The sequence below is a fragment of the Corynebacterium sp. UMB9976 genome, from assembly GCF_030212265.1.
Classification (GTDB): Bacteria; Actinomycetota; Actinomycetes; order Mycobacteriales; family Mycobacteriaceae; genus Corynebacterium.
The window spans coordinates 147776-161329 of record NZ_JASODY010000002.1; the positions used below are offsets into that span (position 1 = coordinate 147776).

Genomic DNA, 13554 nt, shown 5'->3' on the forward strand with positions numbered 1-13554 from the left:
AAGGCCCGCACCACCTCGTCGCGGCGGTCGGCAGCCCAATCGCGGTCCAGCATGTCGCTGTTGAGAACCTTGTCCAGCTCGACGTGGTCGCCAATGCCGAAGGCGCGGGAGTCCTCCGGGTGGTGGTCCGCACCCCAGTCCAGCTGGTCCATGTGGTCGAATTCGCTGCCCTCGGCGTCCTCAACGATGTCCTCGCCCCAGAACACCCGGTCCACGACCGTGCGCGCCCGGCGCGTCTTCTTCAGGTAGTCGTCCAGGAACTCCTGGGACTCCTCGATCGGCCAGCCAGCTGCCGCTGCCACCTGGGCCAGCGGTTTGCCGGACCCCGGCAGCTGGTCCTTACGCTTGCCGCGGACCAGGGCGAGCGCGTTGCGGGCCTTCGTGGCGGTGATCCACGCTTCCCGCATCGTCAGGGCGTCGGCCTCGCTGATCAGCTCTTCGGCTGCCATCTCCCTCAGCACGCCCAGGGTGGAGGTGTTGCGCAGGTGCTCCTTATCGCAGTGCTGCATCGTGAGTAGCTGGGCGGTCCACTCCACGTCCGTAAGCCCGCCGCGGCCGAGCTTGGTGTGCAGGTTTTTATCCGCGCCCTTGGGCAGGCGCTCGGAGTCCACGCGCGCCTTCATGCGGCGGACCTCGCTGACCTGCTTGGACGTCGCCCCACCCGCCGGGTAGCGGAATTGGTCGATCATCCGCAGAAAGCGCATGCCGAGGTTTTTGTCACCGGCGATCCAGGTGGCGCGCAGCAGCGCCTGCAGCTCCCAGGTCTCGCCCCACTCGGAGTAGTAGCGCTCGTAGCTGGCCAGGGTGCGCACCAGCGCGCCGTTGCGGCCCTCCGGCCGTAGGTTGCTGTCCACCTCCAGCGGCGGGTCCTGGGAGGGCTTGCCCAGGCGGCGGCGTACGGATTCGCAGACCGTGATCGCCCACTTCAGCGGGTCCACTGCACTGGCATCGCTACCCGCAGCGTCGGCGCTGCTCCCCTGCTTCTCCGCGCCGCTGTTATCCCCGCCCGTCTTCTCGACGTCAGCGCCGTCCTTCCCGACGCCCGCGTCCTTCTTGCCCTCGGCGGCCTCGGCTCCGTTCGTGCCGTCGCCGTCCTGCTCGACGGGTTCGGCGACGAACATGACGTCCGCGTCCGAGCCGTACCCCAGCTCCGCGCCACCCAAGCGCCCCATCCCGATCACCGAGATCGTGGCCGGGGCGTTGGTCTGGTGCTCATCCTCCCAGGCCCGGATCTCGGTCTGCAGGGCCGCTTCCAGCACCGCATCCCAGACCCAGGACAGGGACACGCAGACCTCCTCCACGCTCATCAGGCCGAGCAGATCGGCGGCCGCGATGCGGGAGAGCTCCGCCCGGCGCAGCGCGCGGGCCACACCGATCGCCTTATCCGGGTCCCGCTGCCGATTCGCCGCCGCGACCAGCGAGTGAGTCACCACCGCGGGCTCCCGGTCCAGCAGCTTTGGCCCCTTCGCCCCATCCGAGAGCAGCTTGACCGAATCAATGGAATTCAGCAGCAGGTCCGCCAGGAAAGGCGAGGTTCCCAGCAGAAACATCAGGCGCTTGCCCACGATGTTCTCGTCGCGCAGCAGGCGCAGGAACCAGGAGCGATCCATCGCCGCCTCCGAGAGCTTCCGGTAGGCCAACAGCCCAGCATCGGGGTCGACCGTGGCGGACAGCCACTCCAGCAGGCTGGGCAGAATGATCGCCTGCAGCTTGTGCTTGCGGGTCGTGCCATCGGCCAGTGCGCGCAGGTGCTCGAAGGCACGCTGCGGGCTTTCGTAACCCAACGCAGCCAGCTGGCGCTTCGCCGCCTCCGGGGACAGGCGGACGGCGTCGGCGTCCATCCCCACCACCGAGGAGAGCAGCGGGCGGTAGAACAGCTTCCGGTGCAGGTTCTGGATCTGCAGCGCGGACTGGCGGACATCCGACTCCAGCTGCTCCACCAGGGAACGCTGATTCCCCGAAGCGTCCGTGGAGCGCACGCGGCCGGAGGTCTTGGCCAGCCAGCGCCGCTCCTGGACGTCGTCCTCCTCCGGCAGCGTGTGGGTCCGCTTCAGCCGGTGCAGCTGCAGGCGGTGCTCCAACAGGCGCATGAACTCATAACAGCGGATCAGCACCTGGCCGTCCTCGCGGCCCACGTAGCCGCCGTCCACGAGCTGGCGCAGGGCTGTGACCGTGGCGGAGACGCGCAGGTTCTCGTCGGTGCGGCCGTGGACGAGCTGCAGGAGCTGGACGGCGAACTCCACGTCGCGGAGGCCGCCCTCCCCCAGCTTCAGCTCGCGGCTGCGGATGTCGGCGGGCACGTTCTCGATGACGCGGCGGCGCATCGCCTGCACGTCCGGCACGAAGTCCTCCCGCTCAGCCGCCGACCACACCATCGGGGCGATGGCCTCGCAGTAGTCCCTCCCGAGTTCCAGATCCCCGCTCATCGGGCGGGCCTTGAGCAGGGCCTGGAACTCCCAGGTCTTGGCCCAGCGCCGGTAGTAGTTCACGTGCGAATCCAGGGTGCGTACCAGCGCGCCCCGCTTGCCCTCCGGGCGTAGGGCCGCATCGACCTCGAAGAACACGCGGCTGCCGATGTTGATGAACTCACCCGCCCAGCGCATCGCACGGGCGTCCGCGGGTTCGGCGACGAAGATGACGTCCACGTCCGAGATGTAGTTCAGCTCTTGGGCGCCGCACTTGCCCATCGCCAGCACCGCCAGCCGGGCGGGCTGCTTTTCGTTCTCCGCTCCCGGCTTGCCATAGACCGTGCTGCAGGCCACCGCGAGGGCCGCGGTCAGCCCCGCGTCCGCCGCATCCGTGAGTGCCAGGGAAAGGGCCTCGAAGTCCAGGGCTTTGGGCGGGGTGTGGCCGCGCTCCACCATCGTGGACGCCAGGTCGATGGCCGCCACCCTGGCCAGCAGGTTGCGGTAGGCCACCATCAGCGCCGAGTCCGCTTCGCTACCGGTGATCGCCGCCTTGAAGGTCAACTCACCGGCCCCGTCGACCGGCGTGGCCCCCACCGCGGCGAGCATCGCGTCCATCATTTCCTGGCGGCTGGGCATCGGGGCGGCCAGATCCACCCAGGTGCCGGGGTTGGCCACCACGTGATCGCCCAACGCGGTACTGGCCCCGAGCAGGGCGAAGAGGCGGCGCCGGAAGTTGGGATTCTCCTCCACCGCTGCAAGCAGGGTGGCCGCCTTCGCATCCGTGAACTGGGCGACCTGGCCCACCGGCACGCCCGCCGCTGGGTCGACCTGGGAGGCGTCGGCCTGCGCGGCGTCCTGCTGGCCGGAACGTCCCGCGCCCTGCCCTGTGTCTGTCCCACCCTGGCCCCCATCTGCCCCGGCCTGGGCAGCTGCAGCAGCGGCCACGGACTCCGGGTGTGCCGCGCCGGGCACTGGCAGGCCACCGTCTTCCTCCGCCGCCCGGAGTGCTTCGACCAGCCGCACGAAGTTATTCAGCGCCAGATCCGGGCTGCCGGCGGCCGCGAGCGTCCACAACAGGGAGGTGTGCTCCGGCCCGGTCCAGCCCAGCATCTCCAGGTCCTCCACCGCGCGCTCGCGGCGCAGACCCAGCACCCGCGGGGACGGGACGTCGGAACGGGAGGTGCGGGGAAGCCCCTGCGACCTAGTCATAGAACACTCACTTCTTTAAAAACATCGATGGCGGCGGGCTGGGCGCATACCTTTCGGCCTCACCGTGAAACCGGAGGCCGCGCCGGGTAGCCAGAACAGAACCCGGCTACCCGCTGGGCCTAGAACTCCAGGTGGTGGCGCAGCTCCCACGGGGAGATCTGGGACTGGTAGGCATGCCATTCCTGCCACTTATTACGCAGGAAGAACTCGAAGACATGCTCGCCGAGCGCTTCGGCCACCATTTCCGAACGCTCCATCTTCCGCAGCGCATAATCCAGGTCCGTCGGCAGATCCTTGAAGCCGGCGGCGATGCGCTCGCGGCGCGTCATCAGGGACACATCCTCCTCCGCCGGGGCAGGCAGCTCGTAGCCCTCGCGAATGCCCTTCAGGCCCGCGGCCAACATCACCGCGTAGCCCAGGTACGGGTTCATCGCGGAGTCCGGGGAGCGGATCTCCACCCGGCGCGTGGCCGCCTTGTGCTGGGTGTACATCGGGATGCGCACCATCGCCGAGCGGTTGGACGCGCCCCAGCTCGCCGCACGCGGTGCCTCCTCGCCATAGGAGATGCGCTTATAGGAGTTCACCCACTGGTTCGTCACCGCGGTGAACTCCGGGGCGTGCTCCAGGATCCCCGCGATGAAGCTCTTCGCGGTGGCAGAGAGCCGGAACTCGTCGTCCGGGTCGTGGAAGGCGTTATCCTCCCCCTCGAACAGGGAAATGTGGGTGTGCATCGCGCTGCCCGGGTACTGGCTAAAGGGCTTGGGCATGAAGGTCGCCCGCACCCCATTGCGCCGCGCGACCTGCTTGATCAGGTAGCGGAAGGTCATCACGTGGTCCGCCATCGCGAGCGCATCCGCGAAGCGCAGGTCGATCTCCTGCTGGCCCGGGCCGTTTTCGTGGTGCGAGAACTCCACCGGAATACCCATCTGTTCCAGGGAATTAATCGCCTCGGCCCTAAAGTTCGGCGCATTATCCGTCACCGCCTGGTCGAAGTAGCCGCCATTATCGGCGGGCACCGGCGGCTGGCCGTCGGTGTCGATGGACTTCACCAGAAAGAACTCGATCTCCGGGTGAACATTGCAGCTAAAGCCATCCTCCGCGGCCTTCGCCAGCTGGCGGCGCAGCACCTGCCGCGGGTCCGCCCAGGATGGCTGCCCATCCGGCATCGTGATGTCGCAGAACATGCGGGCGGAGAGGTAGCCGTCCTGTTCCGCACCGAAGGGCAGGATCTGGAAAGTTGAGGGATCCGGCTGGGCGATCGTGTCCGCCTCGAAGGCCCGCGAGAAGCCCTCGATCGCGGAACCATCGAAACCAATCCCCTCCGTGAACGCCCCCTCCAGCTCGGCGGGAGCCACGGCCACGGACTTCAGGTAGCCCTGAATGTCAGTGAACCAGAGGCGGACGAAGCGGATATCGCGTTCTTCAAGGGTGCGGAGGACGAATTCCTGTTGGCTGCTCATGTCCCCCATCTTAGGCACTAGCCCGGACACGCCCAGGGTGCTTCTGGCACAATCACATTCATGGCTCGACAGGATTCCCCGCGTGGGTACATGGTTCCCACCAAGCAAGTTCGCATCTCCGACCTCACGGCGCGCAAGGCCAGCGGCGAGAAATGGGCGATGCTCACCGCATATGACTACTCCACAGCCGCAGCTTTCGCCGAGGCGGGCGTGGAATGCCTCCTGGTCGGCGACTCCGCGGCCAATGTGGTCTTCGGTTATGACCAGACCCAGCAGGTCAGCATGGAGGAGATGATCTTCCTCGCCGCCGGCGTGGTCCGCGGCGCCGGCAACGCCCTGGTCATCGCCGACCTGCCTTTTGGCACCTACGAGGCCTCCGATGAGCAGTGTGTGAAGAGCGCCGCCGAGATGATGCGCCGCTCCGGTGCCGCGATGATCAAGATCGAGGGTGGCCGCCGCATGGCGCCCCGCATCAAGGCCCTGACCGAGGCCGGTATCCCGGTCTGCGCGCACATCGGTTTCACCCCGCAGTCCGTCAACCAGCTCTCCGGCTTCAAGGTCCAGGGTCGCGGGGATTCCGCCGCCCAGCTGCTGGATGACATGGCCGCCGTCACCGAGGCGGGCGCCGAGATGGTCGTGCTGGAAATGGTGCCCGCGGACGTCGCGAAGCAGGCCACCGAGCAGTTCCCCATCCCCACCATCGGCATCGGCGCAGGCCCGGACACCGACGCCCAGGTGCTGGTCTGGCACGACATGGTCGCCCTGCCAGAACATGGTCACCGCCCGAAGTTCGCCAAGCAGTGGGCCCAGGTCGGCGGGTCCCTGACGGATGCCGCCGCCTCCTATAAGCGCGAGGTCGCCGAGGGCACCTTCCCCGCCGAGGAGCATTGCTTCTAGCTACTCACTCTTTCTGTTAGGACGTCGCCACCTGGGCCAGCCACGGCCCCGGCGGGCGGCGTTTTGCGTTGCCCAGCCCCTGACCGGAGCAAAGATCCCACGCCTGCCCAGCCGGATCAGTCAGCGCCGATTTTTAGCGTGGCTCGCGACGTCCTTAATCCTGGCGGAGGAGGAAACGGCGGGCCAGGAACTGGGAGAACTCGATCACCACGGCGCCACATAGCCCCACCACCGCGCCGGTGATCATCAGGCGCGTATTGCCGATATCCAGCAGCACGATCTCGCGGATCGGGGCGATCAGGAAGAGCACCAGGTAGCCGCCGATGCAGCCGAACCACAGCGCCCACTTCCACGTTTTCATCGGGCGGGCCACGATGTTTAGCACCCACAGCCCCATGATGATCAGCGCCAGCAGCACCGCCGTGCCCGCCTGCCGCTGCTCGGTCACGCTCGCCCCATCACCTGGGTAGATCACGAGCCACATGATCACCGAGCCCAGGCCCACGATCGCCCCGCCCGGGATCGCCAGGGACAGCACGCGGCGGACGAAACCATCCTTCGGGCGCTCCGTATTCGGCGCCAGGGAGAGGATGAACGCGGGGATGCCGATGGTGAACCAGCCCGTGATCGTCACGTGGATCGGCTGGAAGGGGAAGGTCACGCCCGCCACCGCCACGACCATCGCCAGCACCACGGAGTAGACGGTCTTCGTGAGGAAGAGGTTCGCCACCCGCTCGATATTGCCGATCACCCGGCGCCCCTCGGCGATGACGTGCGGCATCGAGGAGAAGCGGTCGTTGAGCAGCACCAACTGCGCCACGCTGCGGGTCGCAGCGGAGCCGGAGCCCATCGCCACGCCGATGTCGGCCTTCTTCAGCGCCAGCACGTCGTTGACGCCGTCGCCGGTCATCGCGACGGTGCGGCCGCGAGCATGGAGGGCCTCGACCATCGCCTGCTTCTGCTCGGGCTTGACCCGGCCGAAGACCTCAGATTCCAGAACGGCCTGCTCCATGTCCTCCGGCGCGATCTCACGGGCGTCGATGGAGCTCAGCTGCTCGCCGGTGGCCTCCTTCGCGACCGCGGCGACGGAGCCGGGGTTATCGCCGGAAATGATCTTGACGTCCACGCCCTCGTGCTCGAAGTACGCCAGCGTCTCGGCCACATCGGGGCGCAGCTTCTGCCGCAGGACGATCAGCACCGGGTCGCCGAGCTCAGGGGTGGTGACGTTCGCGCCGTCTTCGTCCGGGTCCTCGACCTCGTCCAGCGCGCGGCCGAAGGCCAGGACGCGGCGCCCATCGGCCTCCTCCTTCGCCGCGACGTCGGCGGCCGGGGTGCCCTGATCCAGGAGGACGTCGGGAGCTCCCAGCACGAAGGTCGGGCCATCCGCCACACGAAAACCGGAGAATTTATAGGCCGAGGAGAACGGGATCTCGCTGCCCTCGAAGGCGTGGGGCTGGGAGGACTGGGGCTGGGAGGAGTCGGCGGCCTCGGCGCCCTCCTCCTCGGCGGGGCGCTCGGCCCACTCGTCGAGCCCCTGGACGATCGCCTCGGCCGTGTTATTCAGATCCGACTGGGAGGCGAAGAGGCGGCGCAGGTCGCGCAAGGTCTCAGCATCAGCGTCGCCGCCCCGTTCGTCGACAACCGCCTCCAACTCCATCTCGTTGCTGGTCAGCGTGCCCGTCTTGTCCGTACACATCGTGTCCACGCGGGCCAGACCCTCGATGGCGACCAGCTCGTTGACCAGGGCCTTGTACTTGCCCAAGCGCACGATGCCCACCGCGAAGGCGATGGAGGTCATCAGCACCAGGCCCTCGGGCACCATCGGCACCAGGGCCGCGGCCATAGAGAGAATCGACTCCCGGATCGGGGCGTCCGTGCGGGTCAGCTGCGTGAAAATGGTGAGCAGACCGGTGGGGATCAGCAGCCAGGTAATCACCCGCAGGATGGAGTTGATGCCGCTCATCAGCACCGAATCGGTCAGCGAGAAGTCGCTGGCCTCGGCAGCCAGACGGGCGGCGTAGGACTCCCCACCCACCTTCTCCGCACGGAAGACACCACTACCGTGTTTGACGAAGGAACCGGAAAGCAGCTCGTCGCCGGGGTTGTGCCGCACCGGGTCAGCCTCCCCGGTGAGCTGGGATTCGTCCATGGACAGCGAGCCGGACAGCAGCGGACCGTCGACCACGATCTCGTCGCCGGAACCGACGCGGATCAAATCCCCCTCGACGATCTCGCTTTGGGCGACCTCCCGTTCCTCGCCGTCGCGGATGACGCGGGGCCGGGACTCGGAGAGGATCTTGAGATTCTCCAGGGTCCGCTTCGCGCGGAGCTCCTGGATGATGCCGACCGCGGAGTTCGCGATGATCAACAGGCCGAAGGCGGCGTTGATCCAGGAGCCGGTGGCCAGCACGATCACGCACAGCACGCCCAGCATCGCGTTGATGCGGGTGAAGACGTTCGCGCGGATGATCTCCCAGGTTGTGCGCCCCGTGGTTCGGGTGGCCTTGTTTGTTCTTCCCGCCCGGGTGCGTTCATCGACCTCGGCGGAGGTGAGTCCGCTCAGGTCCGGTTTTTCTGCGGTGCCGTGCTTGGTGCTGCGGGGCTCGCTGGTGCCGTATTCGCTGGTGCTGCCGTGCTCGCTGGTGCTGTGTTCGGTGCTGCTCATGAACTATGCGGAAAGCCGGGGCTTAGTCCTCGTTATCCCAGTCGTCCTGCTCGTCATAAGCATCGGCGGCCTCGGTGCGCTGCTGCGCGGTGCTCAGCGCCTGGCGGGCGGCCTCCTCGGAGTCATAGGGGCCCATGCGGGTATCCCAGCCGCTGGCCTTGCCCTTGGTGACCTCACCGGTCTTGGTGTCGAAGTACCACTTTTCTTCTGCCATGGGTTCCACCCATCCTTTCGGGTTGATACTTCCCACCAGTGTAGTTGCAAAGTGTGAGTGTCGAGGCGGCCTCTAAGCCGGATTCTGTCTGATGCCACCCACGAGGGGTGGCACGAGGTGACCATCCATCTGGACGCACCATTGCTGGGCGCCTCAAGCAGTCCACCTGTCCTTCATCGGGCGAGCAGCCCTCAGACAACGCACGCACGCCCCGCCCTGCGACGGACGGGGCCGTGCGGCTCCTTGACCTTGCTCCCAGTGGGGTTTACCTAGCCGCGACAGTCGCCTGCCACGCTGGTGCGCTCTTACCGCACCCTTTCACCCTCACCCGCCACAACCCGCAAAAGCGGTGGGCGGGCGGTCTACTTTCTGTTGCACTTGCCCGCAGGTCACCCTGGGTTGCCGTTAGCAACCACTGTGCTCTGTGGAGTCCGGACTTTCCTCGACGCGGGGCCTGACCCGCCGGCAAAAACCGGCCGGTGGTTCCACCGCGCCGCAGCCACCCGGCCGCCTCGACAAGCCTTAAGTCTAACCCCCAGGCCGCTAGCCGAGGTAATGAGATTCGTTGACCAACCGGACCACGCCCGCCCCGTTCGGCAGGAAGTCCGCGACCGAGAGGCTGGCCACGTCCAGGTGCAGGCTGCGGTAGATCTCCCCGCCGGTGCCCAGCGCCCGACGCAGCACCGACTTGATCGGCATCATGTGGGTGACCACCAGCACCGTCTTGCCCGGGTACTCGGCGATGACGCGATCCACGAACTCGGAGACCCGCCGGTAGACCTGCTCCGGGGACTCCCCGCCGTGGGGAGCGGCCGTGGCGTAGTTGAAGCACTCGCGGTGCTCCTCCGGGTGGTCCTCCTGGATCTCGACGAAGCGACGGCCCTCCCAGGTGCCGAAGTCCATCTCGATGATGGCCTCGTCCGTGGTGATCGCGTCCTTGCCCACGCCCAGCGCCTCGGCGGCGGCCCGTGCGGTCTCCTGGCAGCGGCCCAACGGCGAGCTCAGAATGACGTCGACGTCGCCGCGCTCGCTGATGTGGCGGGCGGCGTGCGCGATCTGCTTCTTGCCCAGGTCGGTGAGCTCCGGGTTACCGCGGCCGGAGTACTTGCCGTCACGGTTGAGCTCGGTCTGGCCGTGGCGCAGCAGGAGCAGGGTTGTGGGTTCGGTCTTGCCCATCCACGCGGTGGGTGAGACCCCGGCCGGCTGCTGCTCGTCCTCGCCTTCGACGGGCTGCTCGGCGCGCTGCGCTGGGTCGTCCTGCGCCGCCTCGCCCTGCGTCTCCGCCTTCTTTCGCTGCACTGAGTTATTCCGTGTGGTGTCGGCGGCCTCGTCCGACGGCTGGTCGAGGTCGAAGAGCATGTCCGTGCCCTCCGCGTTGTCGGCCTGGGATGCAGCCGCCACAGCCCCAGCTGTGGCCAGCTCATCGTCGATCCACCGGCCACCCTCGCGGTCGTCCATCGCGCGGTTGGCCAGCTCATCGGCGCGCGCGTTCTGGGCACGCGGCACCCAGGTGTAGCTCACCTGCGCCAGCTGGCCCTCGATGCGCTTAACCTCCTGGGCCAGGGGCTTCATGTCCGGGTGCTTGATCTTCCACCGGCCGGACATCTGCTCCACCACGAGCTTGGAGTCCATGCGCACATCCACGCTCAGGCTCCCCGGCTTCACGCCCTGCTGACCCGCGATCTCCACCGCCAAGTTCAGCCCGTTGATCAGCCCCTGGTACTCCGCGACGTTATTGGTGGCGTGCTTGATGAACTGCCACACACAGCCGACCTCCGCCCCCGCGGCGTCCTTCGCCGACGAGCCAGTACCCGCCGGCCCCGGATTGCCGCGCGAACCGCCATCGCATTCCACGCTCAAGCGCATGTTGCCTCCCATATCTTCCGCTGCCTTGCCTTCCCTACTCCACCACTAACGTTGAGCCGCTATTCACCGCCGCACCGCTGACACGCGGGGCGCGCCAGTCGCTAGCGGCGCTGCTCGAAGCCGCCCGTGCTGGCCTCGTGCAGCGTCCACGGGTCCGTGCGCTGCTCCAGCACCTCGGTGTCCACGCCCAGCTTCTGGCCCACCAACGCGGCCGCCGCTGCGCACCACGGGTACTCGCTGGCCCAGTGCGCGGTATCGATCACCGGGCAACCCCCGGCGCGCAGGTGCTCGTCCACCGGGTGGTGGCGCAGATCGGAGGTGAGAAAGCAGTCCACGTCCATGCGCGCGATGGTGCCCAGGAAGCTATCGCCCGCGCCACTTGCCACCGCGACCGTGTGGATCATCTTCTCCGGGTCGCCGGCCGCACGCACGCCCCAGACCGTCGACGGCAGCCGGTCAGCCACCCGCTGGGTGAACTGGCGCAGCGTCATCGGCTCGTCGAGCTCGCCGACCCGGCCGATGCCCAGGCCCTGCTCCCCCAGGTCCCCGGCGTGGCTCTCCACCACGTCATAGGCAACCTCCTCGTAGGGATGGGCGCGCAGCAGGGCTGCCCGCACCTTCTCCCGCAGGTGGGCTGGGGCGACGAACTCAACGCGCAGCTCGGCCACCCGCTCCAGCTCGCCGCGGGACCCGATGTGCGGACTGGCCGCGTCACCTGGGCGGAACTGCCCGGTGACGCGGAATTCGAAGGAGGCCTCCGAATAGTCCCCGTCCACGCCCGCGCCGGCGTCGAAAATTGCCTGCTTCACCGCCTCCGCGGAATCCACCGGAACCGTGAAACCCCACTTGTCGATCGGGTTCGGGATCGGACGCAACGGGCGACCCGCGCGAACCCCGAGCAGCTCCGCCAACACATCGTTGACACCAGGGCGCGCCGAGTCAGCGTTCGTGTGCGCGGCGAAGAGCGCGACCCGGTTGCGGATCAGCTTGTGCACGATCCGGCCCTTCGGGTGATCCGCCGGAACCCCGGTGACCCCGCGCAGCAGCAGCGGGTGGTGGACCACCAGCATGTCCGCGCCCGAGTCGATCGCGGCATCCACGACCTCATCGGTGCAGTCCAGCGCGAAGGCCACCTTGGCCACGGGCTCGGCACGGTCCCCGCAGATCAGACCAACCGCGTCCCAGGACTCCGCCAGCTTCGGCGGGTAGGCCTCCTCCAGGCAGGCGACAACCTGGCCCACCGTCAGCTGCGCAGCATCCGAGGTGGTCTGGGGGTTACTCGCGGTGGTCGTCACGCGGGATCACGCTCCTTGGTGGCTTGAGTGACCCGGGCCGGGCGGCCCGGAATTGTTTTCCACTGTATCCCGTCCGAACCCCCGCTGTATCCGGTCTACTCCCCCACCCGATCCACCCACCGCCCTACCGCGCCGGGACGTCCTCCCACCGCTCGCCCCGCACCAGGAACACCGAGCTGGCACAGTGCTTCCACCGAGCTGGCACAGCGGTCACGCTGCGATGGCACAGTGACCACACTGCAATGGCACAGTGGAGGGCATGAGAAAGATCCTGCTTATCGACGTCGACGGCACCCTCATCGACTCCTACCCCGGCATCCGCGCCTCCTTCATCCACGCGCTGAGCACCCACGGGTACGCCATCCCGGACGAGGATTTCCTCCGCGGGCTGCCCGGTCCCCCGATGCGGGACTCCATCGCCGCTGCAGGCGTGCCTGCCGAACAGGTCGACACAGTCATGGCCGATTACAGCGAGCACCAGTCCAACGGCGGCTGGCTGGATTCCGCCCTCTTCCCCGGCATCCCGGAACTGCTGTCCACCTGGCGGGAGGAGGGCCACATCCTGGCCACCGCGACGTCCAAGTCCTACTCCGGTTCCCTACGCGCACTGAAGCACTTCGGGCTGCTGGAGTACTTCGACTACCTCGGAACCGCCGAAGATGACGGCGGACCGCGACAGCACAAGGAGGACGTCGTCGCCTACGTCATGGGACTCATCAACGCCGAGCACGAAACGGACCCCTCCCAGTTCCTGATGATCGGCGACCGCAAACACGACGCGCAGGGTGCTAAGAGCCAGGGGATAGATTGCGTGCTGGTGAACTGGGGTTATGGTAGTCAGCAAGAGTTGGCCCAGGTCCCCCTGATTGCCAACACCCCGGAAGAGCTCAAAAGCATCGTTGAGCAGCGCTGAAGCTCGTGACACGCGCGGCGAGAATCCGCCGCCATGAACCTGCTGAGCGCGCAGCTCCACGAACCGAGAAGCACCAAAGGAAGCTATGCCTGACCCTGACGCGCCCCACCCGTTGTCCCTGATCACCGTCGTGTGCACCGGCAACATCTGCCGTTCCCCGATGGGAGAAATCATGCTGGCGGACGCGCTGGCGAAGAGCGGCGACCCCCGCCTGCACAACATCACCGTCAGCTCCTGCGGCCTGGGCGATTGGCACGTCGGGGATGGCGCGGACCCGCGGGCAGTCAAGCAGCTGGCCGATCAGGGCTACGACGGTGCCGAGCACGTCGCTGCGACCTTCGGGCCGGAACACGAGGCCGCGGATATCTTCCTCGCGATGGATAAGGGGCATGTCACGGGCCTGAAGCGCCGGGGCGTGGACCCGCAGAAGATCCACCTCTACCGCGCTTTCGACCCCGCGAGCGTGACCGTGGATCGCCCGCACCCCGAAGTCGCGGACCCCTACTATGGCACCGAGGCGGACTTCGCGAATGCCGCTGAGGAAATCGAGGCCGCCGTGCCGGGCATCGTCGAGTTCATCGAGTCGATCCTCGACGAGCAGGAGAACTAGCGAGGCCTCAGGACGTC

8 protein-coding genes, 1 other RNA gene and 1 pseudogene are annotated in these 13554 nt (G+C 67.5%); 3 read left to right on the forward strand and 7 right to left on the reverse strand.

Annotated elements, in window-relative coordinates; all coding sequences use genetic code 11:
• Positions 1 to 179: 179 nt before the first annotated feature.
• Together QP140_RS02280 and QP140_RS02285 are read right to left on the reverse strand one after the other, a co-directional pair.
• Positions 180 to 3617: pseudogene (locus tag QP140_RS02280) on the reverse strand (bifunctional [glutamine synthetase] adenylyltransferase/[glutamine synthetase]-adenylyl-L-tyrosine phosphorylase); the annotation flags it as partial.
• A 119-nt stretch (positions 3618 to 3736) separates the two neighbouring features.
• A complete protein-coding gene (locus QP140_RS02285; protein ID WP_284757895.1) occupies positions 3737 to 5077 on the reverse strand; it encodes a glutamine synthetase family protein in 1341 nt (446 codons plus the stop codon).
• Between the two features lie 60 nt (positions 5078 to 5137).
• Between QP140_RS02285 and panB the strand changes: the two genes are divergently transcribed.
• Positions 5138 to 5974, forward strand: coding sequence for a 3-methyl-2-oxobutanoate hydroxymethyltransferase (panB, locus tag QP140_RS02290; protein ID WP_284757896.1), 837 nt, complete (start codon positions 5138 to 5140; stop codon positions 5972 to 5974).
• 154 nt (positions 5975 to 6128) lie between these two features.
• Here panB and QP140_RS02295 read toward each other — a convergent pair whose 3' ends face one another.
• The 5 genes from QP140_RS02295 to QP140_RS02315 all read right to left on the reverse strand — a co-directional run bounded on the left by QP140_RS02295 (position 6129) and on the right by QP140_RS02315 (position 12014).
• Positions 6129 to 8639 carry an HAD-IC family P-type ATPase gene (locus QP140_RS02295; RefSeq protein WP_284757898.1) on the reverse strand — a complete coding sequence of 837 codons (2511 nt, stop codon included), beginning with the start codon at positions 8637 to 8639 and terminating at the stop codon, positions 6129 to 6131.
• A 22-nt stretch (positions 8640 to 8661) separates the two neighbouring features.
• Positions 8662 to 8853 (reverse strand): SPOR domain-containing protein, encoded by a 192-nt coding sequence (locus tag QP140_RS02300; protein WP_284757899.1) that lies wholly within the window; start codon positions 8851 to 8853, stop codon positions 8662 to 8664.
• 57 nt (positions 8854 to 8910) lie between these two features.
• Positions 8911 to 9368: RNase P RNA component class A (gene rnpB / locus QP140_RS02305), an RNA gene on the reverse strand.
• A 28-nt stretch (positions 9369 to 9396) separates the two neighbouring features.
• The gene (locus QP140_RS02310) at positions 9397 to 10719 is read right to left on the reverse strand and encodes a bifunctional RNase H/acid phosphatase (RefSeq protein WP_442874986.1); all 1323 of its coding nucleotides are present in this window, start codon (positions 10717 to 10719) and stop codon (positions 9397 to 9399) included.
• 101 nt (positions 10720 to 10820) lie between these two features.
• Positions 10821 to 12014 carry a Nif3-like dinuclear metal center hexameric protein gene (locus QP140_RS02315; RefSeq protein ID WP_284757903.1) on the reverse strand — a complete coding sequence of 398 codons (1194 nt, stop codon included), beginning with the start codon at positions 12012 to 12014 and terminating at the stop codon, positions 10821 to 10823.
• Between the two features lie 259 nt (positions 12015 to 12273).
• On the opposite strand from QP140_RS02315, the gene QP140_RS02320 reads away from it, so the two are divergent.
• Positions 12274 to 12927 carry an HAD hydrolase-like protein gene (locus QP140_RS02320; protein WP_284757904.1) on the forward strand — a complete coding sequence of 218 codons (654 nt, stop codon included), beginning with the start codon at positions 12274 to 12276 and terminating at the stop codon, positions 12925 to 12927.
• 85 nt (positions 12928 to 13012) lie between these two features.
• On the forward strand, positions 13013 to 13537 hold the full coding sequence (locus QP140_RS02325; RefSeq protein WP_284757905.1) for a low molecular weight protein-tyrosine-phosphatase: 525 nt from the start codon (positions 13013 to 13015) through the stop codon (positions 13535 to 13537).
• The last annotated feature ends 17 nt before the right edge of the window (positions 13538 to 13554 follow it).

Coding starts and splice junctions, on each gene's coding strand:
- QP140_RS02285 (WP_284757895.1), bottom strand. CDS start 5,077: ATGAGCAGCCAACAGGAATTCGTCCTCCGCACCCTTGAAGAACGCGAT.
- panB (WP_284757896.1), top strand. CDS start 5,138: ATGGCTCGACAGGATTCCCCGCGTGGGTACATGGTTCCCACCAAGCAA.
- QP140_RS02295 (WP_284757898.1), bottom strand. CDS start 8,639: ATGAGCAGCACCGAACACAGCACCAGCGAGCACGGCAGCACCAGCGAA.
- QP140_RS02300 (WP_284757899.1), bottom strand. CDS start 8,853: ATGGCAGAAGAAAAGTGGTACTTCGACACCAAGACCGGTGAGGTCACC.
- QP140_RS02310 (WP_442874986.1), bottom strand. CDS start 10,719: ATGCGCTTGAGCGTGGAATGCGATGGCGGTTCGCGCGGCAATCCGGGG.
- QP140_RS02320 (WP_284757904.1), top strand. CDS start 12,274: ATGAGAAAGATCCTGCTTATCGACGTCGACGGCACCCTCATCGACTCC.
- QP140_RS02325 (WP_284757905.1), top strand. CDS start 13,013: ATGCCTGACCCTGACGCGCCCCACCCGTTGTCCCTGATCACCGTCGTG.